This is a genomic window from Neobacillus terrae, from assembly GCF_011393025.1.
GTDB lineage: Bacteria > Bacillota > Bacilli > Bacillales > Cytobacillaceae > Neobacillus_A > Neobacillus_A terrae.
On the sequence record NZ_JAAOEO010000002.1, the window covers coordinates 254,735 to 275,549 of the forward strand.

The window sequence follows — 20,815 nt, forward strand, 5'->3', positions numbered from 1 at the left end:
GATGGACACTAGGTACCAAGTTTCACCTACGGTCATACTAGATGCAAGATATTCAAAGACGCTTTTCAAGGTTGAAAACTCGCTGGGCGCTAGAGCTAGACAATTTAAAAGGTAAAACTTTATAGTTTTTTATTCATAAAAGATAAAGCCAAGCTTATGCCTGGCTTTATCTTTTAAAAATCGGGCTTATTCTTTAATCGAAGAACCGTTTCTTCGTCAGGTGTGACGAAAAGTGTTTGCTGGTTATCATAAATGACAAAACCAGGCTTAGCTCCGTTTGGTTTCTTAACATATCGGACCTTTGTAAAATCTACAGGTACAGAGCTGGAGGAGCGGGCTTTACTAAAGTAGGCCGCCAGCCTGGCTGCTTCCTCAATAGTACGTTCTGATGGCTCCTTGCTGCGGATTACAACATGGGATCCTGGTATATCCTTTGTATGAAGCCATATTTCATCTCTTGCAGCGAGCTTGTTTGTCAGATAATCATTTTGTTTATTGTTTTTTCCGACAATAATGTCTGTGCCGTCATGGGAGTAATAATGATCAAGAACAGGTTTAGCGTTAGCTGAAGCCTTTTTGCCATTTCTTTTTTGCCGCATGCGGATGTAACCGCCCTCAACCAGTTCTTCCCTGATTTCCTCTATATCTTTAGGAGAAGCTGACTGTACCTGCTGAAAAAGGCTGTCAAAATAAACGGCTTCATCATGGGCTTTTTGAATTTGTTCCTCAACAATCCGCATAGCTGTTTTAGCCTTTTGATATCTTGAAAAATATTTCTGGGCATTTTCTGAAGGAGTTTTCAACGGATTAAGAGGGATGGTGATAGTGCTCCCTGATTCATCATAATAATTTACAACCTCAATTTCCTTCATGCCTTTTTTGGCAGCATATAAATTGGCAGTCAGCAATTCGCCAAATCTTTGATATTCATCGGCTCTTTCAGCCTCTTCTAGCGTTCTTTTCAGCTTTTCAATTTTTTTCTCGTTTTTTTCCTTCTCGTTTACAATAAACCGTTCCAAATCAGAAAATTGCTGTTTTACACGATCACGCTCAGCTTTCCCAAAATAAAAACGGTCCAGCAACTCACTTAAGCTTCGGAAAGTCCGGCTTTCACCTTTTAAATGTTTTAGTGGGAAGAGGTAAAAGGCTTCTTTTCCAAAATAAGAGGTAATGGCGGGTTCTATTTTTCCGCTTTCAATCTCTTTTATCATCTTAATAAAGGTTGGCGGAAGAGTAGTCCGGTTTGACAACCCGCTATTGAAAAGCACCTCTTTCGCAAATAGAGGAGAGACACCTGAAAATTGTTCCACAAGCTGGCGATCGAGTCTGCCGCTGTTAAAGTCAAGTGTCTTTAAAACATCCTGTTCCTCCGCAGTGAAAGGATTGTGCTTATTCTGTTCAGGAGGCGCAATATATACCTGGCCAGGAAGAATTGCCCGGTGGGTATTAACCGCAAACGATACATGCTTAATACTGTCGAGAATTACATTTCGGTTCTTATCAACAAGAATGATATTGCTGTGCCGTCCCATAATCTCTACTATTAGCTGTTTATAGCTAATATCTCCAAGCTCATTTCTGCCTTTTACTTCAAAAATTAAGATTCTTTCCGTTTCCACCTGGTATAAATCCTCAATGATATACCCTTCAAGGTGCTTACGAAGGAGCATGCAGAACATTGGCGGTTCGCTCGGATTTTCATGGGATTCAGATGTGAGCTGGGCACGTGCATAGCTCGGGTGAGCAGATAAAAGCAGTTTATGATTTTTTCCGTTAGCTCTAATGGTTAAAAGAACTTCATTTTTATAAGGCTGATAAATTTTGTTGATCCTTCCGCCTTTTAGCTTCTGTGATAATTCATCAGCCATCGCTTTTGTAAATAATCCATCAAATGACATAAATAACATCCTTTTCTTTTACAGCTTTCACTATCCTTTTAGTATACCCCGTGTAATTAAGGCTGTCTCTTATTCCCTCTTAACTTTTGCGTTTCCTGACCCAAACCGATGTTTTTACTTTCCCTATATTAGCATTTTTTGGGACGAGGCCGAATATGCTTACTTAAGAGAATGTGTACTTTTTAAGGGGGAAGTGAAATGGCCGGATGAAGTTCTATGAAATGGACGTAAAACAAACGGAAAAAACACTGAATACGGACTTTTCGTCTGGATTATCAACGGAAGAGGCAAAAAATCGAATAAAGGAGCATGGATATAACGAACTGGCAGAAGGTGAAAAACAATCCGCCTTGCTATTATTTTTCAGCCAATTTAAGGACTTTATGGTCCTGGTTTTGCTGGCGGCTACTCTTATCTCTGGGCTGCTCGGTGAGTATATCGATGCTATTGCCATTATTGCTATTGTACTAATCAACGGTTTCCTGGGTTTTTTCCAGGAAAGAAGAGCTGAACGGTCACTGCAGGCCTTAAAGGAATTGTCTGCTCCACAGGTTAGCATTATGCGAGATGGAAAATGGATGAAGATTCCATCTAAAGAGATTGCAATCGGGGATGTTCTGAAGTTTACAAGCGGGGACAGAATCGGTGCAGATGTAAGGCTCATAGACGTTAGGAGCCTGGAGATTGAGGAATCTGCTTTAACAGGGGAATCAGTTCCAGTTGCTAAACATATTGAACCATTAAAAAATGATAACCCTGGAATTGGTGATATGGAAAATATCGCTTTTATGGGAACCATGGTTACCCGAGGAAGCGGCATAGGAACAGTTATAGCTACTGGAATGCAGACAGCTATGGGACAGATTGCCGACCTTCTGCAAAATGCTGAAACAGCGACAACACCACTTCAGCACAGGCTCGAACAGCTCGGGAAAATTTTAATAACGGCAGCACTTCTTTTGACGGTGCTTGTTGTATCAATTGGTGTCATGCAGGGCAACGATTTGTATACGATGTTCCTCGCCGGTGTGTCTCTAGCTGTGGCTGCCATTCCAGAGGGACTGCCAGCCATTGTTACTGTAGCTTTATCATTGGGTGTTCAGAAAATGATACGGAAAAATGCTATCGTCAGAAAACTGCCGGCCGTCGAAACACTAGGATGTGCATCAGTGATTTGTTCTGATAAAACAGGAACCATGACGCAAAATAAAATGACCGTTACCCATCTTTGGAGCGGAGGACGGCTCTGGAGTGTGGATGGGGTCGGGTATGAGCCAAAAGGCCAGTTTTACAGAAATGGAAAGCCTGTTTCTGTAAAAGACGAAAAGGCACTTCAGCAAATGCTTATTTTCGGCATGCTTTGCAATCATTCTGATTTGATCCGTAATGAGGATGAAATTACTCTTGACGGAGATCCGACAGAAGGAGCACTTCTTGTCAGTGCCATGAAAGCTGGCTATGAAAAAAATAGTCTTTTGAAAGAATTTGAGATTCTTAAGGAATTCCCTTTTGATTCAGCCAGGAAAATGATGAGTATTCTGGTTAAGGACAAGGAAGGCCGTCAATTTATCGTCACTAAGGGAGCTCCCGATGTTCTGGTGGGAATAAGCCAGTCTGTTCTGTGGGACGGTAAAACGCAGTTTATAGAAGGGCAGACAAAGGTTAAGGTCCAGGAGGCTATTGATGGACTTGCCTCAAACGCTCTAAGAAATATAGCCATTGCTTTTAAACCTGTACCAGCTAATACCTTGATTCTTAGTGAACAGGAAGCAGAAAGAGACTTAACCTTTATAGGGATACAAGGAATGATTGATCCACCGAGACCAGAGGTGAAAAAGGCAGTAAGTGAATGCCGTGAAGCCGGAATAAAGACGGTTATGATCACCGGGGATCATGTAATAACAGCAAAAGCAATTGCGGGTCAGCTGGGAATTTTAACACGCAAAAGCAAAATTGTCGATGGCAATGCGCTTTCGGGAATGTCTGTAGAGGAACTCGAGGACGTTGTTGATGATGTTTCTGTTTTTGCAAGGGTTTCTCCTGAACATAAGCTGAAAATTGTCAAAGCCTTACAAAACAGAGGGCATATTGTTGCCATGACCGGCGACGGCGTAAATGATGCTCCGGCTATTAAAGCGGCGGACATTGGTGTTGCCATGGGCATTACAGGCACCGATGTTGCAAAAGAAGCTTCAGCACTTGTACTTCTTGATGATAATTTTGCAACCATTAAAGAAGCTATTGTTGAAGGACGGAATATCTACGAAAATATCCGCAAATTTATCCGTTACCTGCTCGCCTCCAATGTGGGTGAAATATTGGTTATGCTGTTCGCGATGATCCTTGCATTGCCGCTTCCGCTCGTTCCGATTCAGATTCTATGGGTTAATCTTGTCACAGATGGTCTGCCGGCTATGGCTCTCGGCCTTGACCGTCCTGAAGAAAATGTCATGAAGAGAAAGCCGCGAAGCCCTAAAGAAGGTGTTTTTGCCAGGGGCCTGGGATGGAAAGTTGTCTCCAGAGGATTTTTAATCGGTTTAGTAACCCTGCTGGCTTTTATTATTGTTTACAAAAACCAGCCAGATCGCCTTCAATATGCCCAGACGGTGGCATTTGCGGCACTAGTAATGGCACAGCTTATACATGTGTTTGATTGCCGAAGCGAAAAATCGGTCTTATCACGGAATCCTTTCGGTAACCCATATCTTGTATGGTCAGTCATTTCCTCCCTTGCCTTAATGCTTGTCGTAATTTATTATCCTCCATTGCAGCCGATTTTTCATACCCTTCCAATTGCCGGAAGAGATTGGCTGCTGATTATAGGATTGTCAGCTATTCCTACTTTTTTACTGGCAGGTTCATTTTTGGTGAGAAAAACAAAATAAAGTATGATATAATCCAAAAGGTAATAGAGAAGTACTCTATTACCTTTTGTTGTTTACAAGAAGATCGTAAGCATCGGCTCTGCTGTTGTATTATCGCCTCAGCATTTGCCGATTTTCCTAATAGATTGGATGGTGTCAAATGGATGGCCTTTAGTATGACTGGCTTCGGCAGAAGCAAAATTGAAGCAGGCTCTTTTTCGGTAAATGCAGAAATTAAAACAGTTAATCACCGTTTTTGCGAGTTCCATATCCGGATGCCCCGCCAGCTTCTAAGTATCGAAGAAAAAATCAAGAAAAAACTTGGCGCCTTTATCAGGAGGGGAAGAGTAGAAGTTTTTATTACTCTTGAAGGTGAAGGAACTGTCTGCCGCAAAGTTCAAGCCGATTGGAATTTGATAGAGGAATATTATCAATTTATCCAGCAGGCACGTGAAAAGTTTGCAATTGAAGGATCCATTACCATTCAGGAACTCATCAGCAGGGAAGAATTTGTACATATTGAAGAATCAGAAGGTTCTAATGAAGATCTTGAAATTGCTGTCCTTTCTGCTGTAGAGGAAGCGGCCTCGCAGCTGGCCTTAATGAGGCAGACTGAAGGAGAGGAGTTATTAAAGGATATAACAGCTCACCTAGCGCAGATTGATTCTTATGTATCAGGACTGCGTAAATATGCTCCAGAGGTTGTTCAGCAATATAGGGAACGAATAACCAAGAGAATGCAGGACTTCCTGAATGGGCAAATAGACGAGGCCAGAATTCTGACAGAAGTGGCCGTTTTCTCCGAAAAGGCCGATATTAACGAGGAATTAACCCGCCTGGGAAGCCACATTCAGCAATTTTTAAAAATATTAAAAGAAAAAGAGCCCATTGGGCGAAAGCTTGATTTTTTGGTGCAGGAAATGAATCGGGAAACAAATACGATTGGTTCTAAAGCGACGGATTCTTCCATAGCAAGGGATGTAGTGGAAATCAAGAGTTTACTTGAAAAAATCAAAGAGCAGATTCAGAATATAGAATAATGTGTTTAGAAAGAATGGTATACGGCAAAAATAAATTATTGATGATGGGGGAACATCATGTCTATTAAGCTAATCAATATCGGTTTTGGTAATATTGTTTCTGCCAACCGAATTATATCGATAGTCAGCCCTGAATCAGCGCCGATTAAAAGAATTATTCAGGATGCCCGTGACCGCGGCTCATTAATTGATGCCACATATGGCCGACGGACCCGTGCTGTTATTGTAATGGACAGCGACCATGTGATTCTTTCTGCGGTACAGCCGGAAACGGTTGCACACAGGCTGGCAGACCGGTCTGATATTATTGATGAAGGGTAGGATTTTTTAAAATGACAGATAAAGGACTGCTAATCGTACTTTCTGGCCCCTCCGGTGTTGGTAAAGGAACGGTTAGAAAAGAGATTTTTTCCCAGCCTAATACGGCTTTTGAATATTCTGTTTCAGCGACAACAAGAACTCCTCGAGAGGGAGAAGTTCATGGAGTTGATTATTTCTTTAAAACAAGAGATGAGTTTGAAGAAATGATCCGAAAGGAAGCGCTCCTTGAACATGCTGAATTTGTAGGTAATTACTATGGAACTCCTGTCGATTATGTTAGAGAGACACTTGATAGAGGAAAGGACGTTTTCTTGGAGATCGAGGTAAAAGGAGCACGCCAGGTCCGTGAAAAATTCCCGGAAGGATTATTTATATTCTTGATGCCTCCAAGCCTGACCGAACTTAAAAACAGGATTGTCACAAGGGGAACTGAAACAGAGGATTTAATTAATAATCGTATGCTATCCGCACGGGAAGAGATTGAGATGATCGACCTGTATGACTATGTTGTGGTTAATGACCAGGTAGAGCTTGCTGTTGAAAGAGTTAAGGCAATTGTGACAGCGGAACATTGCCGCAGAGAACGCGTGGCATATAAATATAAAAGATTATTGGAGGCTGAATAAGTATGTTATATCCATCTATTGACTCATTGCTAGAAATAATTGATTCTAAATATTCCCTTGTATCCGTGGCAGCAAAGCGTGCACGGGTTATGCAGCAAAGTGGCGGCTACAGAATGAACAAGTATGTTTCCCACAAATATGTAGGTAAAGCATTAGAAGAAATTTATTCGGGTGAACTTACTTACCGAACTGCGAAAAAGCCTGAGACTGCTGAAGAGTAATCATAGGAAACAAAAAGTATAATTGTATTGAGGTCTGGCGCGAATATGTGTCAGACCTTTTATACTGTCAGAGTGTTTGTTCAAAAAAGATGAAAATTTGCCGTAATTGCATCATAATGAAGAAAAGATAACTGGATTAAGCATTCGGGGGTAATGAAATGATCAATGGAAAAAAAATATTACTCTGTGTTACCGGAGGTATTGCAGTTTATAAAGCTGCAGCGTTAACCAGCAAACTTACTCAAGCTGGCGCAGTGGTGAAAGTGATTTTAAGTGAATCAGCAGCCAAATTTGTTTCGCCATTAACCTTTCAGGCGCTATCCAAAAATGAAGTCTATACAGATACATTTGATGAAAAGAACCCAAAAGTAATTGCTCATATAGATTTAGCCGATTGGGCAGACCTTATTTTGGTTGCTCCCGCAACAGCTAATACCATTGCAAAAATAGCAAATGGACTTGCTGATAATATGATTACCACCACACTTCTTGCTGCCACAGCTCCAGTGTGGATTGCACCTGCGATGAACGTTCATATGTATGATCACCCTGCAGTCAAGAAAAATATAGAAACATTATATAATTATGGCTACCGTTTTATTGAGCCGGGTGAAGGATATTTGGCCTGTGGTTATGTGGGAAAAGGGCGGCTTGAGGAGCCTGAAAAAATTGTGAGTCTTGCAGAGACATTTTTTCAAAATCGCACAGGCGTGCTGGCAGGAAAAACAGTCATTGTAACGGCTGGGCCAACCAGAGAAAAAATTGATCCTGTCAGGTTTATTTCGAACCATTCAACAGGGAAAATGGGCTATGCAATAGCGGAGGAAGCTTTTAAAGCAGGTGCACGTGTCATTCTTGTTTCTGGTCCAGTTAGCATTGATGCACCACCAGGTGTGGAGCTTGTTAAGGTCGAAAGTGCCAAAGAAATGCACAAAGAAGTCTTTTCTCATTTTGAAGATTCGGATGCAGTAATCAAAACAGCAGCTGTAGCTGATTACCGTCCAAAAATACAATATGAATATAAGGTCAAAAAACAGGACGGAGATGCCCTTATTGAACTTGAGCGGACAAAGGATATACTTTTTGAGCTTGGCCAGAAAAAAACGAAACAGATTTTAGTAGGTTTTGCAGCTGAAACGGACCATATCGATGAATATGCAAAAAGAAAATTAGAGAAAAAAAATGCAGATATGATTGTTGCTAACAATGTTAGCCAGGAGGGTGCCGGTTTCGGTACTGAAACTAATATAGTAACAATTTATAAAAAGGACGGGTTTTCAGAAAGCCTGCCTTTGATGTCTAAACAAAAAGTGGCAGAGAAAATTATTAATGAGGTTTCTCTCCTAATAAAGGATATGAGTGAATATGAAGATCGCGAGTGTAATTGTTGATGTTCCTGCAAAGCAGACCGACCGATCATTTGACTACCTAATTCCTGCTAAATGGGAGAATATTATTCAGCCGGGTATAAGGGTAATAGTCCCGTTTGGCCCACGAAAAATTCAGGGTTTCGTAAAGGAAATTAAATCACAGTCCGATTTTGAGAAGCTTAAGGAAATAAGTGAACCAATGGATTTATATCCAGCCTTGAACCCAGAATTAATGAATCTGGGTGAATGGCTAGCCGATCATACTCTCAGTTTTAAAATATCAGCCTATCAGGCAATGCTTCCAGCTGCATTGAAAGCGAAGTATGTGAAAAAAATCAGGCTGGTTCCCGGAAAGGGGATCGAGGTGCTTCCTGAAGATATTCAGCAGCTATTTCACGAAACCTCAGAGCTGGATTGGGATCAGTCAGTTCAGCAGGGTTTTATCTCAGCTTTGCAAAAGGAAGCATCTAAAGGGCATGTTGAAGTTATTTATCAAGTAAAAGAAAGAGTTAAAAAGAAGAGTCTTCTCTTTGTTTATCCGGCTGTAAAAGCTGAAAAGCTGAAGGATGAAATCGGCAGTTTGCCTGCTCGTGCTTCAAAGCAAAAAGAAGTATTAGAGCATTTTCTACAGAATTCAAAGCCAGTTGAATTAAGGAAGCTAATTTCTGCACATCAGTTCTCAGCTTCTTCCATAAGGGGCCTTGTATCAAGGGGATTACTCGCTGAAAAGGAAATGGAAGTATACAGAGATCCCTATGAAAACAGAACTTTTGAACGAACAAATCCTTTTGTTTTAACAGAAGAACAGCAGAACGCAATTTTACCAATACTTGAGGCTAATCAAGCTGAAAAGCATGAAGTATTTTTGCTTTACGGGGTAACAGGAAGCGGAAAAACGGAGATTTACCTCCAATCCATTCAGGATGTAATGGAAAAAGGCAAGGAAGCTATCATGCTGGTCCCGGAAATTGCATTGACCCCTCTTATGGTTAACCGTTTTAAAGGGCGGTTTGGAGATCAGGTGGCTGTGCTTCACAGCGGTTTATCCGCTGGAGAAAAATATGATGAATGGAGAAAAATTCAGCGAAAAGAAGTAAAGGTGGTAGTTGGAGCCCGCTCGGCCGTTTTTGCCCCTTTTGAAAATCTCGGACTTATAATTATTGATGAAGAACATGAGACAAGCTATAAGCAAGAGGAAATGCCCCGTTATCATGCGAGAGATGTGGCCATTGAGAGAGCCAGAAACTATCAATGCCCGGTTATTCTTGGCAGCGCCACTCCTTCCCTCGAATCTTTTGCCCGCGCTCAAAAAGGTGTCTATCATTTATTAAATCTGCCAAACCGAATGAACCAGCAGTCCCTCCCTTCCGTGGAGATCATCGATATGCGAGAAGAACTCCGTCAAGGCAACCGTTCCATGTTTTCTAAGGTTTTACTGGAGAAATTAAGGGACCGGGTGGAAAAAGGTCAGCAAACTGTTTTGTTTCTTAATAAAAGGGGGCATTCCTCCTTTGTGATGTGCAGAGATTGCGGTTATGTCCTTAATTGCCCTCATTGTGATATTTCACTTACGTATCATAGGGCAACACAAAGAATGAAGTGCCATTATTGCGGATTTGAGGACCATGTACCATTAAACTGCCCGGACTGTTTAAGTGAGCATATCCGTTTTTTTGGCACAGGCACACAGAAGGTAGAGGATGAACTGGGTAAAATTATGCCTGAGGCAAAAGTGATAAGGATGGATGTGGATACCACTTCCCGAAAAGGTTCACATGAAAGACTGTTAAGGGACTTCCAGGATGGCAAAGCTGAAATTTTGCTTGGCACCCAAATGATCGCTAAGGGGCTTGATTTTCCGAATGTTACACTAGTTGGTGTCCTTACAGCTGATACAATGCTGCACCTTCCCGATTTCAGGTCATCTGAAAAAACATTTCAGCTGCTTACCCAGGTAAGCGGGAGGGCCGGCCGCCACACTCTGCCAGGAGAAGTAGTGATCCAGACTTATTCCCCTGAGCATTACAGTGTAGAACTTGCAGGCCAGCAGGATTTCGATTTATTTTACAAGCAGGAAATGATGGTCAGAAAGCTTCATAAGTATCCGCCCTTCTATTACATTGCTCTAGTAACAGTTAGCCATGAAAATTTGATGGCTGCTGTTTCTACAACTGAAAAAATAACGAACTATATTCGCAATCATGTATCTGAGGATGCCGTTGTCCTGGGGCCAGTGGCTTCTCCAATCCCAAGGATCAATGATAGATATAGATATCAATGTTTGATAAAATACAAGCGGGAACCGGAATTAGGTACAACACTTAAATACGTTCTCGACCGTTTTCAGACTGAAAGCAATGGCGGACTTCAGGTGTCAGTAGATGTAAATCCATATATTTTAATGTAATCTTAAGAGTCTGAAAAACCGGCTGTTTTGGCATCGGGATTTTGGGAGAAAATAAAAAGAAATGCTTTTAAAGCTGTTTTTTATACAATACAACCACTTAACAGCGAAAGCGGAAAGCTTAATAAATATAGAATTGATTAACGGAGGAACAGTTTTGGCAATTCGTAAAATAGTAACTTATCCAGCAGATATTTTAGAACAGCAATGCAAGCCTGTTACAGCTTTTGATAAGAAATTAGGCAGGCTGCTAAATGATATGTATGATACTATGATTGAATTTGATGGGGTAGGAATTGCCGCACCTCAGATTGGTATAGATCAGCAAATTGCAATTGTGGATATTGATGATGAGTCAGGAACCATTGAAATGATTAATCCGGTAATTCTCGAGACATCCGGCGAACAAACTGGGCCGGAAGGATGCTTGAGTTTCCCAGGATTATTTGGTGAAGTAACACGGCCTTATAAGGTGAAAATTGAGGCTTATGATAGAAAGGGACATAAATATACGCTTGAAGCAGAAGAATTTCTTGCCAGAGCGATCCAGCATGAAATAGATCATCTGTCAGGTGTGCTCTTCACTGAGAAAGTGGAAAAATATTTAACTGAGGAAGAGTTGGAAGGGTTGGAACAAGAATGACAAAAATCGTTTTTATGGGAACGCCTGATTTTTCAGTTCCGGTATTAAGGCAAATCCTTGAGGATGGATATGAGGTTGTTGGAGTAGTGACGCAGCCAGATCGTCCGGTAGGCAGAAAAAGAGTTTTAACACCCCCGCCTGTAAAGGCAGAGGCGCTTAAACATAACATCCCTGTACTCCAGCCGGAAAAGATCCGTATTAAGGAAGAAGTTGAAAAAGTACTTGCCCTTCAGCCAGACTTGGTTGTAACTGCTGCTTTTGGACAAATTCTGCCAAAGGAATTGCTTGAAGCGCCGAAGTATGGCTGCATCAATGTGCATGCTTCATTGCTTCCCGAATTAAGGGGAGGAGCTCCTATCCACTATGCCCTTATTCAGGGAAAGGAAAAGACAGGGATTACCATCATGTATATGGCTGAAAAGCTTGATGCAGGTGATATTTTAACTCAGGTAGAAGTTCCGATTACTGAAGATGATAATGTAGGAACCCTGCACGAAAAATTAAGCGCAGCTGGAGCCCAGCTTTTATCAGAAACCCTTCCTAAGCTTCTCGAAAATAAACTAGAGCCAATCACCCAAAATGAGGCGGAGGCGACTTTTGCCTATAATATTAAAAGAGAACAGGAAAAAATAGACTGGTCCAAATCTGGTGAAGATATTTATAACCAAATAAGAGGAATGAATCCATGGCCTGTTGCCTATACGTTAATGGACCAATTGGTTCTGAAAATATGGAAAGCCGAGAAGCTTCCATCCAAAGAAAGCCAGCAGCCTGGTACAATAACAGATATTCAGCCTAACGGACTTGTTGTCCAAACAGGTAATTCTACTGCTATAAAAATTACCGAGCTTCAGCCTTCTGGAAAAACGAAAATGTCATCAGAACAGTTTTTGAAAGGTTCAGGTGCTAAACTAACAACAGGAATTAAGCTGGGAGATTAAAATGGCCAAAACAAAAAACGTCCGTCAAACAGCATTGGAAATACTCGATGCAATTGAAAAAAATCAGTCCTATAGCAATCTGCTCCTAAACAATGCCATTGAAAAGAATCAACTGCCCTCAAAAGATATAGGGCTATTGACTGAATTGATTTACGGCACTCTTCAGAGAAAGATGACCCTGGATTTCTATTTAAAGCCTTTTGTGAAGAATAGTAAAAAAACGGAACGCTGGGTAATGAATTTATTAAGGCTAACACTTTACCAAATGGTTTATCTGGATAGAATACCTGACAGAGCTGCCATTCATGAAGCTGTTGAAATTGCAAAAAAACAGGGTCATAAAGGAATTGCCGGTATGGTTAATGGGGTAATGAGAAGTATTCAGCGTGAGGGTTTGCCGTCAATGGATACGATTTCTGATCCATTGGATAGACTGAGTATTGAAACCAGCCATCCAATTTGGCTTGTGAAACGGTGGGATAAGCAGTTCGGCTTTGAAAAAACAAAAGAAATGTGTGAACAAAATCTCATTGCCCCAATGCAGACTGCAAGGGTAAATCTTACCAGAATTTCAAGAGATGAGTGCCTGGAAACTCTCAAAGAAGAAGGCTTTGAAGTGGAAAAGAGTCCTGTCATACCTGAGGCAATCAGAGTGCTTAAAGGTAACATTGCTTCTTCAAGAGCGTTCAAATGGGGTATGCTTACCATTCAGGATGAAAGCTCGATGCTGGTTGCATATGCACTGGGTGTAACCGAAAATGAACATATTCTTGATGCTTGTGCAGCCCCTGGTGGAAAAAGCACTCATTTGGCCGAAAAAATGGATAATACTGGAGAGGTCGTTTCCCTGGACCTCCATCTTCACAAAGTAAAGCTTATCCGTGACAATGCTCAAAGGCTTGGTCTTGGTAATATTAGAGCAATTACAATGGACAGCAGGACAGCTGGTGAGCGTTTCGAGAAAGAAATGTTCGACCGAATCCTTCTTGATGCCCCATGTTCGGGGTTGGGCGTTATGAGAAGAAAGCCAGATATCAAGTATGTGAAGCAGGAAAAGGACTTGACCCAATTGTCCTCCATTCAAAAAGATCTTCTGGGAACAATGGCACCACTTGTGAAAAAAGGTGGATATTTAGTATATAGTACATGTACAGTAGATGAAGTAGAAAACCAGAATGTCGTGGAGTCGTTTCTGGCTGAACACCCCGACTTTGAGGGGGACTCCAGCTTTAAAGAACGGATGCCCGAGGCCGTACAGCCGCTGATCAATGGTTTTGACTTGCAAATTTTACCGCAGCATATAGGTTCAGACGGATTTTATATAGCATGCCTAAGAAAGAAGGTGTAGCAGTTGGAACAAATTACTGCAACTGATACAAATATGGAATTAGAAAATAAAAAGCCCTCAATATACTCTTTAGAGCTTCATGATTTAAAGGAATGGCTTACCGCAAATGGAGAAAAAGCTTTCCGTGCCGAGCAGATTTTTGATTGGCTGTACAAGAAGAGAATTACTGATTTTGAAGATATGAGTAATTTAGGGAAATCTTTAAGGGATAAGCTGACAGCTCATTTTCAGATAACCACTCTAAATACAGTAATTCGACAGCAGTCAGCTGATGGCACAATAAAGTTTTTATTTGAGCTTCATGATGGGTACTCGATCGAGACAGTTTTAATGAGGCATGATTATGGAAACTCCGTATGTGTGACAACACAGGTAGGCTGCCGGATCGGATGTACCTTCTGTGCTTCCACACTGGGCGGCTTGAAGCGCCATCTGGAAGCTGGTGAAATTGTTGCTCAGGTAGTTAAAGTGCAGCAGGCTCTTGACGAAACAAATGAGCGAGTCAGCTCAGTGGTTATAATGGGGATAGGAGAACCATTTGATAATTATGATAATATGCTTTCTTTCCTGAAAATTATTAATGATGACAAGGCTTTAAATATTGGAGCACGTCATATTACGGTTTCAACAAGCGGGATTGTTCCAAAAATCTATAAATTTGCCGATGAAAATACACAAATCAATTTTGCTATCTCACTTCATGCTCCAAATACCGAGATTCGTTCAAGATTAATGCCGATTAACCGAGCTTATAAACTTGATGACTTAATGAAGGCTGTGAGGTATTATATCGATAAGACAGGCAGAAGGATCAGCTTTGAATATGGCCTTTTCGGCGGGGTTAATGACCAGGCAGAACATGCTGAAGAGCTCGCCGATTTATTAAAAGGGATCAAATGCCATGTCAATTTAATTCCTGTTAACTACGTTCCTGAAAGAGATTATGTCCGGACACCAAGAGAGCAAATTTTCGCCTTCGAGAAAACGCTGAAAAATCGGGGGATCAATGTCACCATTCGCCGTGAACATGGCAGTGATATTGACGCAGCATGCGGACAGCTTCGTGCAAAGGAGCGTAAAGAGGAGACGAGGTGAAACAATGAAAGCTGTTTATATGACAGATCAAGGCATGGTACGCCTGAATAATGAAGACTCCGGTGGCGTTTTCATAAATTCTGACGGATACCGCCTGGCCATTGTAGCAGATGGAATGGGCGGTCACCGTGCTGGTGATGTAGCCAGCACCATGACAGTTGGCCATTTAAAAACTGAATGGGAAAAAAACTCCGGTATGAAAACGGCAGGAGAAGTAGAAAACTGGTTAAAAAATGAAATCCTAAAGGTAAATCTTTTATTGTTTGAACATGCCCTAAATAATATAGAGTGCGAGGGCATGGGAACCACTATTGTAGCTGCTGTTTGTATGGACGGATTTGCCACAGTTGCGCATATTGGAGACAGCCGCGTCTATCTGTTAAATGAATCAGGGTTTAAACAAATAACAGAGGATCATTCCTTAGTAAATGAATTGGTAAGGTCTGGTCAAATAACAAAAGAGGATGCGGAACATCATCCACATAAAAATGTAGTGCTTCGCGCTTTGGGAACTGAACGGGAAGTAGACGTCGACATAAGGACAGTCATGTTTGAAGATGGAGATAAGCTTTTACTATGCTCGGATGGACTTTCCGACAGAGTAAAAGAGTCAGAAATGCGGGATATCCTGACAAATGAAGAATCGTTAGAGGAAAAGGCATCTACCCTTGTGTCCCTCGCAAATGAGTATGGCGGAAAAGATAATATTACCTTAGTGATTGTTGAGTTTTGGGAAGGCACCGAGGGTGATAGTTAAATGCTTATAGGTAAAAGAATAAGCGGCCGTTACAAAATCCTGGATATGGTTGGCGGAGGAGGCATGGCAAATGTCTATCTCGCGCATGACATGATCCTTGATCGTGACGTCGCCGTTAAAATTCTGAGACTTGATTTTGCGAATGACGAAGAATTTATCCGCCGTTTTCACCGTGAAGCACAATCAGCTACAAGTCTCGTACACCCAAATATTGTGAATATATATGATGTCGGTGAAGAAAACGATATTTACTATATTGTAATGGAATATGTAGAGGGGCAAACCTTAAAACAATACATACAAAAAAACTCACCTTTAGATGTGGTTAAAGCCCTTAGTATAATGAAGCAGCTTACTTCAGCCATATCACATGCCCATCACAACAATATTGTTCACAGGGATATTAAGCCCCACAATATTCTCGTTGACAATAAAGGTAACGTAAAAATTACCGATTTTGGAATTGCTATGGCTCTTAGTGCAACAAGTATTACCCAAACCAACTCGGTTATGGGATCGGTCCATTATTTGTCCCCTGAACAGGCTCGGGGGGGAATGGCCAATAAAAAGTCAGACATCTATTCCCTTGGAATTGTTATGTTTGAATTGTTAACAGGAAGGCTTCCTTTTTCTGGTGAGTCTGCAGTTTCAATTGCTCTTAAACATTTACAATCTGAAACTCCTTCTGTTAGAAGATGGAATCCCAATATTCCTCAAAGCGTTGAGAATATTGTTCTAAAGGCAACTGCAAAGGATCCATTTCATCGCTATAACAGTGTAGATGAAATGGAAGAAGATCTGCAGACCTCATTATATCCCAACCGGATAAATGAACCAAAATTTTCAATTCCGGAGGACGATGAGGCAACAAAAGCTATACCTGTCATAACCAATGACCGTCCTTTTCAAAATTTGGATCACACGCTTGTTCATTCAAATGATAAAAAGAACACTGAACAGGAACCAGTCAAAAAGAAGAGGAAAAAATGGCCTCTTGTTCTCGTATCCATTTTTATTATTTTAGTGTTACTTGCTGTTGGGACTGTAACTGTTTTTCCTAAATGGTTTGCGCCAAAAGATATAACTGTGCCGGATGTCAGCGGTATGGAGCTGGACAAGGCAGTTGAAAAGCTTGCAGCCGAGGGTTTTATGATCGGAAAAACAAAAAAGATGTCCGACGACCAAATACCAGAAGGGCAAATAATTAAAACAGACCCTAATGGCGGTGATACTGCCAAGGAGGGTTCCAAAATTACTCTTTACGAAAGTATAGGTAAAGAAAAGCTGGAAATGGATGATTTTAAAAACCGGGATATTGAAGAGGTACAGGCTCTTCTCAAAGATAAAAACTTTAAAGACGTTAAGCAAAATGAGGTTTATGATGAAAGTGAACCAGGCACCATTCTTAGCCAGGATCCTGAAGCCGGAATAAAAGTTGTGCCGGAGGATACTGTTGTAACATTTGAGGTAAGTAAAGGGCCTAGAAAAATAGTTCTAAAAGATTTATCAGCCTATAACTCACAAACACTTAAGGACTATGCTGATTCAACTGGCCTTGTGATCGATATGTCACAGAAGGCTTTCAGTGATAAAATACCGGAAGATATGGTTATCTCACAGGATCCGCGGGCAGGAACAGAATTGGAAAAAGGCGATACGATTAAGGTGGTTCTGTCAAAAGGGCAGCAAGAAATCCCTCCTAGGCCAGTAACAAAAGATGTAACAATAAATTATGAACCAACGATACCTGGCCAGCCGCAGCAAGTTAAGATTTTTATAGAGGACATGGAGCACGAAAGCATGACTGTACCCGTTGAGACATTTACTATTACTAAAAATGAGCAGCGAACTTTAAGGTTTATGGTTCAATATGGGAAACAAGCAGGGTATCAAATTATAAGAGATAATGAAGTCATTGATCAGGGTACGGTAGATTATCCGAAATAATGTCAGGTATCTTTTTGGCCGATGGCAGGCATTTAAAAGAAAATTATGGCAGGGAGCGTTAGTATGCCTGAAGGAAAAATTGTTAAAGCTCTAAGCGGTTTCTATTATGTTGCTAGTGAAGACAGATTAATTCAGTGCAGGGGAAGAGGCGTATTCCGAAAAAACAAAATCAATCCCCTTGTAGGAGATTATGTGGTATTTCAGGCAGAGAATGATAAGGAAGGCTACATAATGGAGGTCAAAGAACGTAAGAATGAACTCCTAAGACCTCCAATTGCAAATGTCGATCAGGCTTTTCTTGTTTTTTCTGCAGTCGAGCCTGATTTTAGCACTACACTGCTCGACCGATTTTTAGTTCTTGTAGAGTACAATCATATTGTGCCGATTATCTGCATCAGCAAGATGGATTTGGCAAACGAGGAACAAAGAGCCGGAATTGAGCATTATGCTGAAGAATACAGGTCCGCAGGTTATGAAGTGATTCTTACTTCATCAGAAACAGAGGCAGGCGTTGAGAAATTACTGCCGCATATTGAAAATAAAATCTCAGTATTTGCAGGGCAGTCTGGGGTCGGAAAGTCCTCTCTTTTAAATTCATTAAGGCCCGATTTGAAATTGAAAACAAGCGGGATTTCCTCTCATTTGGGACGAGGTAAGCACACTACACGCCATGTAGAATTAATTGAGGTAGCAAATGGCCATGTTGCAGATACTCCAGGATTTAGCTCACTTGAATTTTTGGAAATCGATCCGGAACAATTAACTGCCTGTTTCCCTGAGTTTCAAGAAGCAAGCGAAAATTGCAAGTTCAGGGGATGCCTTCATGTTAAGGAGCCAAAATGTGCCGTAAAGGCTGGAGTTGAAAACGGTGAAATACCGGGATACCGATATGAACATTATTTGGATTTTTTACTGGAAATAAAAGATAGAAAGCCGAGGTATTAACAATGGTAAAAATTGCGCCATCCATTTTGTCTGCTGATTTCTCCAAATTGGGAGAGGAAATTAAAGACGTAGAAAGGGGCGGGGCAGATTATATCCATGTTGATGTTATGGATGGACATTTTGTTCCCAACATTACAATAGGCCCTTTAATTGTTGAAGCAATCAGGCCCGTTACCCAGCTTCCGCTGGATGTTCATTTAATGATCGAAAATCCGGATGAGTATATTGAAGCGTTTGCGAAAGCAGGAGCTGATTATCTGACAGTGCATGTTGAAGCATGCCGTCATCTCCATCGTACTATTCATTATATAAAGTCCCTAGGTGTAAAAGCCGGAGTTGTTTTAAATCCGTCTACTCCCGTAGACCTGATAAAGCATATTATCGAAGATATCGATATGGTTCTGCTGATGTCGGTTAATCCGGGATTTGGAGGCCAAAAATTTATCACTGGAGTTCTATCAAAAATCCAGGAGGTAAAGAAAATGGCAGATGAACGTGGACTTGATTTGGAAATTGAGGTTGACGGAGGAGTTAATCCTGAAACTGCTAAACTTTGCATAGAGGCTGGAGCCAATGTCCTTGTGGCAGGATCTGCCGTTTTTAATCAGGAGGATAGAGGCACAGCTATTACTGCCCTTAGAGGATAATAATAAACACATATTAAAAAGCCAGCTGTCGCTGGCTTTTTAATATGTGGGAGCAATTTTAACGGAAGGATGAATAAGGGATGAACATTAATATATTAGCAGGAGGACCGGAAGATCTCCTTCCTAATCTTACAGTTGAAGAGGGAATATGGGTCGGAGTAGACAGGGGGGTGTTCACTCTTCTTAAAAAAGGGATTATTCCTGATCATGCTTTCGGGGATTTTGATTCTGTATCAGACGCTGAACTGAAGGAAATTGAGCAAAAGGTACCCTCATTGAAAAAATTCAAGCCAGAAAAGGACGAAACAGATATGGAACTGGCCCTTAATTGGGCATTGGACCAAAACCCAGATTCTATAAAGATATTTGGATTTAGCGGAGGAAGGCTGGATCACTTATTGGCTAATATTCAGCTGCTTGTAAAACCTCTTTTAAACAATCAGAGCCATAAGGTGTCTTTAATTGATAATAGGAATGAAATTTTTTTAAAGAGCCCAGGTAGCTATATAATCGAAAAACGCCCTGACAAAAAATATATATCCTTTATCCCTGTTACACTTCAGGCTGCCGGAATTACATTAGAAGGCTTCAAATACCCACTAAACAATTGTCATATTTCACTCGGATCGACACTATGTATAAGTAATGAACTTATTGATGATTATGGTACTTTTTCATTTTCTGAAGGCATATTAATAGTGGTAAGAAGCCGGGATTAAAGATGCTTCTGCAAATTAAGTACTTATTTTGCTTCATTGAATAGGATGATAAGGGAACACAAAAGAAGGCTTACAGAAGACAGACGTGTGAGATTGGTGAGGAGGGACAATATGAAGTTTTATACGATTAAACTGCCGAGGTTTTTAGGCGGACTTGTCCGCGCTATGATTGGTGTCTTTAAGAAAAATGAATAAAAACATGGAAATCTTTGGTTGCGTATTAACAAGACAACCTTTCTAAACCGCTTAAGCACCTTCTGCCGAGGGTGCTTTTATTTTTTTGCAGATATGGAAGAATAACAGAAAGTTATAGCTGATATTTAAGGTATGTCTAAATTTTTCTTTATACTCTTTTTAAAACGATTTTGTAAAGGAAGGGAATCTGCGACACTCCTGCGGAAAAACGGGCTGGCAAGACCCCGCAGAGAGGTACGAGCGAGGAGGCTTGCCAGTTCGTCCGAGGAAAGGGAGCGGATTCCCTAGATTTTTATAAACGAATAAGTTCCTCTATTAAAGTGAAAAAAGAAAAAGACACCCTAGGAAGGATGTCTGTGTGCTCGTTATTAAACGCGTTCTACTTTACCAGATCTTAACGCTCTTGCAGAAACCCAAACACGCTTTGGCTTTCCGTCAACAAGAATGCGTACTTTTTGTAAGTTAGCACCCCAAGTGCGCTTGTTAGCGTTCATAGCGTGAGAACGTGAATTACCAGTTGTAGTCTTCTTACCTGTGATTACACATTTACGTGGCATATCTATTTCCCTCCTTAATTGCAAAAAGCTATCATGCACAATAAAAATATCAGATGTTTCCATCCGTTTCATGAAAAAAGCTGGCGGACCAGATTTTTCGTCGTAAAGATACTTTAATAATTTATCATACAACTTGTGTGAATGCAATAGTTGTGAAGCAAGCTTTCAAGAAAAAAACCTTGACATTCATTTTCTTTTCAGGCTCTATAGTAAGCAGGGCAAGTCTGGCTTTCAAAATCCTGTGGACTATAGTAAAATTAGCTTAGCCAAGGAGCAA

General features: G+C 41.0%; 19 protein-coding genes. 17 read left to right on the top strand and 2 right to left on the bottom strand.

Annotated elements, in window-relative coordinates; genetic code table 11:
• Positions 1 to 173: 173 nt before the first annotated feature.
• Positions 174 to 1,898, bottom strand: coding sequence for an Rqc2 family fibronectin-binding protein (locus tag G8761_RS03760; RefSeq protein WP_166023806.1), 1,725 nt, complete (start codon positions 1,896 to 1,898; stop codon positions 174 to 176).
• Between the two features lie 206 nt (positions 1,899 to 2,104).
• Here G8761_RS03760 and G8761_RS03765 point away from each other — a divergent pair, with 206 nt between their 5' ends.
• The 17 genes from G8761_RS03765 to spoVM all read left to right on the top strand — a co-directional run bounded on the left by G8761_RS03765 (position 2,105) and on the right by spoVM (position 19,981).
• A complete protein-coding gene (locus tag G8761_RS03765) occupies positions 2,105 to 4,783 on the top strand; it encodes a cation-translocating P-type ATPase (protein WP_166023808.1) in 2,679 nt (892 codons plus the stop codon).
• A 143-nt stretch (positions 4,784 to 4,926) separates the two neighbouring features.
• Complete coding sequence (locus G8761_RS03770) at positions 4,927 to 5,802, top strand: YicC/YloC family endoribonuclease (protein ID WP_166023810.1); 876 nt, start codon at positions 4,927 to 4,929, stop codon at positions 5,800 to 5,802.
• A gap of 57 nt (positions 5,803 to 5,859) precedes the next feature.
• Entirely contained in the window at positions 5,860 to 6,123 is a 264-nt protein-coding gene (gene remA, locus G8761_RS03775) for an extracellular matrix/biofilm regulator RemA (protein ID WP_166023812.1), read from the top strand.
• An 11-nt stretch (positions 6,124 to 6,134) separates the two neighbouring features.
• Positions 6,135 to 6,749 (top strand): guanylate kinase, encoded by a 615-nt coding sequence (gene gmk / locus G8761_RS03780; protein ID WP_166023814.1) that lies wholly within the window; start codon positions 6,135 to 6,137, stop codon positions 6,747 to 6,749.
• 2 nt (positions 6,750 to 6,751) lie between these two features.
• On the top strand, positions 6,752 to 6,970 hold the full coding sequence (gene rpoZ / locus G8761_RS03785) for a DNA-directed RNA polymerase subunit omega (protein ID WP_166023816.1): 219 nt from the start codon (positions 6,752 to 6,754) through the stop codon (positions 6,968 to 6,970).
• 158 nt (positions 6,971 to 7,128) lie between these two features.
• Entirely contained in the window at positions 7,129 to 8,361 is a 1,233-nt protein-coding gene (gene coaBC / locus G8761_RS03790; RefSeq protein ID WP_166023817.1) for a bifunctional phosphopantothenoylcysteine decarboxylase/phosphopantothenate--cysteine ligase CoaBC, read from the top strand.
• Positions 8,336 to 10,747 carry a primosomal protein N' gene (gene priA, locus G8761_RS03795; protein WP_166023819.1) on the top strand — a complete coding sequence of 804 codons (2,412 nt, stop codon included), beginning with the start codon at positions 8,336 to 8,338 and terminating at the stop codon, positions 10,745 to 10,747. The genes coaBC and priA overlap by 26 nt, the downstream gene beginning before the upstream one ends.
• Before the next feature lie 154 nt (positions 10,748 to 10,901).
• Entirely contained in the window at positions 10,902 to 11,387 is a 486-nt protein-coding gene (gene def, locus G8761_RS03800; RefSeq protein ID WP_166023821.1) for a peptide deformylase, read from the top strand.
• Positions 11,384 to 12,328, top strand: coding sequence for a methionyl-tRNA formyltransferase (gene fmt / locus G8761_RS03805; protein ID WP_166023823.1), 945 nt, complete (start codon positions 11,384 to 11,386; stop codon positions 12,326 to 12,328). Before def ends, fmt begins: the two co-directional genes overlap by 4 nt.
• A gap of 1 nt (position 12,329) precedes the next feature.
• Positions 12,330 to 13,676, top strand: coding sequence for a 16S rRNA (cytosine(967)-C(5))-methyltransferase RsmB (gene rsmB, locus G8761_RS03810; RefSeq protein ID WP_166023825.1), 1,347 nt, complete (start codon positions 12,330 to 12,332; stop codon positions 13,674 to 13,676).
• Positions 13,677 to 13,709: 33 nt separating this feature from the next.
• On the top strand, positions 13,710 to 14,771 hold the full coding sequence (rlmN, locus tag G8761_RS03815) for a dual-specificity RNA methyltransferase RlmN (protein WP_166024194.1): 1,062 nt from the start codon (positions 13,710 to 13,712) through the stop codon (positions 14,769 to 14,771).
• Positions 14,772 to 14,775: 4 nt separating this feature from the next.
• Complete coding sequence (locus G8761_RS03820; protein ID WP_166023827.1) at positions 14,776 to 15,528, top strand: Stp1/IreP family PP2C-type Ser/Thr phosphatase; 753 nt, start codon at positions 14,776 to 14,778, stop codon at positions 15,526 to 15,528.
• On the top strand, positions 15,529 to 17,475 hold the full coding sequence (gene pknB / locus G8761_RS03825) for a Stk1 family PASTA domain-containing Ser/Thr kinase (RefSeq protein ID WP_166023829.1): 1,947 nt from the start codon (positions 15,529 to 15,531) through the stop codon (positions 17,473 to 17,475).
• 63 nt (positions 17,476 to 17,538) lie between these two features.
• Positions 17,539 to 18,420, top strand: a complete 882-nt coding sequence (gene rsgA / locus G8761_RS03830) for a ribosome small subunit-dependent GTPase A (protein WP_166023831.1) — start codon at positions 17,539 to 17,541, stop codon at positions 18,418 to 18,420.
• A gap of 2 nt (positions 18,421 to 18,422) precedes the next feature.
• Positions 18,423 to 19,067, top strand: a complete 645-nt coding sequence (gene rpe, locus G8761_RS03835) for a ribulose-phosphate 3-epimerase (protein WP_166023833.1) — start codon at positions 18,423 to 18,425, stop codon at positions 19,065 to 19,067.
• Positions 19,068 to 19,147: 80 nt separating this feature from the next.
• Positions 19,148 to 19,786 (top strand): thiamine diphosphokinase, encoded by a 639-nt coding sequence (locus G8761_RS03840; RefSeq protein WP_166023835.1) that lies wholly within the window; start codon positions 19,148 to 19,150, stop codon positions 19,784 to 19,786.
• Between the two features lie 111 nt (positions 19,787 to 19,897).
• Positions 19,898 to 19,981 carry a stage V sporulation protein SpoVM gene (gene spoVM / locus G8761_RS03845; protein WP_066318409.1) on the top strand — a complete coding sequence of 28 codons (84 nt, stop codon included), beginning with the start codon at positions 19,898 to 19,900 and terminating at the stop codon, positions 19,979 to 19,981.
• Between the two features lie 368 nt (positions 19,982 to 20,349).
• On the opposite strand, the gene rpmB is transcribed toward spoVM, so the two are convergent.
• Positions 20,350 to 20,538: a 50S ribosomal protein L28 gene (gene rpmB, locus G8761_RS03850; protein ID WP_027323346.1), complete on the bottom strand. Its 189-nt coding sequence runs from the start codon at positions 20,536 to 20,538 to the stop codon at positions 20,350 to 20,352.
• Between the last annotated feature and the right edge of the window lie 277 nt (positions 20,539 to 20,815).

Coding starts and splice junctions, on each gene's coding strand:
- G8761_RS03760 (WP_166023806.1), bottom strand. CDS start 1,898: ATGTCATTTGATGGATTATTTACAAAAGCGATGGCTGATGAATTATCA.
- G8761_RS03765 (WP_166023808.1), top strand. CDS start 2,105: ATGAAGTTCTATGAAATGGACGTAAAACAAACGGAAAAAACACTGAAT.
- G8761_RS03770 (WP_166023810.1), top strand. CDS start 4,927: ATGGCCTTTAGTATGACTGGCTTCGGCAGAAGCAAAATTGAAGCAGGC.
- remA (WP_166023812.1), top strand. CDS start 5,860: ATGTCTATTAAGCTAATCAATATCGGTTTTGGTAATATTGTTTCTGCC.
- gmk (WP_166023814.1), top strand. CDS start 6,135: ATGACAGATAAAGGACTGCTAATCGTACTTTCTGGCCCCTCCGGTGTT.
- rpoZ (WP_166023816.1), top strand. CDS start 6,752: ATGTTATATCCATCTATTGACTCATTGCTAGAAATAATTGATTCTAAA.
- coaBC (WP_166023817.1), top strand. CDS start 7,129: ATGATCAATGGAAAAAAAATATTACTCTGTGTTACCGGAGGTATTGCA.
- priA (WP_166023819.1), top strand. CDS start 8,336: ATGAAGATCGCGAGTGTAATTGTTGATGTTCCTGCAAAGCAGACCGAC.
- fmt (WP_166023823.1), top strand. CDS start 11,384: ATGACAAAAATCGTTTTTATGGGAACGCCTGATTTTTCAGTTCCGGTA.
- rsmB (WP_166023825.1), top strand. CDS start 12,330: ATGGCCAAAACAAAAAACGTCCGTCAAACAGCATTGGAAATACTCGAT.
- rlmN (WP_166024194.1), top strand. CDS start 13,710: ATGGAATTAGAAAATAAAAAGCCCTCAATATACTCTTTAGAGCTTCAT.
- G8761_RS03820 (WP_166023827.1), top strand. CDS start 14,776: ATGAAAGCTGTTTATATGACAGATCAAGGCATGGTACGCCTGAATAAT.
- pknB (WP_166023829.1), top strand. CDS start 15,529: ATGCTTATAGGTAAAAGAATAAGCGGCCGTTACAAAATCCTGGATATG.
- rsgA (WP_166023831.1), top strand. CDS start 17,539: ATGCCTGAAGGAAAAATTGTTAAAGCTCTAAGCGGTTTCTATTATGTT.
- rpe (WP_166023833.1), top strand. CDS start 18,423: ATGGTAAAAATTGCGCCATCCATTTTGTCTGCTGATTTCTCCAAATTG.
- G8761_RS03840 (WP_166023835.1), top strand. CDS start 19,148: ATGAACATTAATATATTAGCAGGAGGACCGGAAGATCTCCTTCCTAAT.
- spoVM (WP_066318409.1), top strand. CDS start 19,898: ATGAAGTTTTATACGATTAAACTGCCGAGGTTTTTAGGCGGACTTGTC.
- rpmB (WP_027323346.1), bottom strand. CDS start 20,538: ATGCCACGTAAATGTGTAATCACAGGTAAGAAGACTACAACTGGTAAT.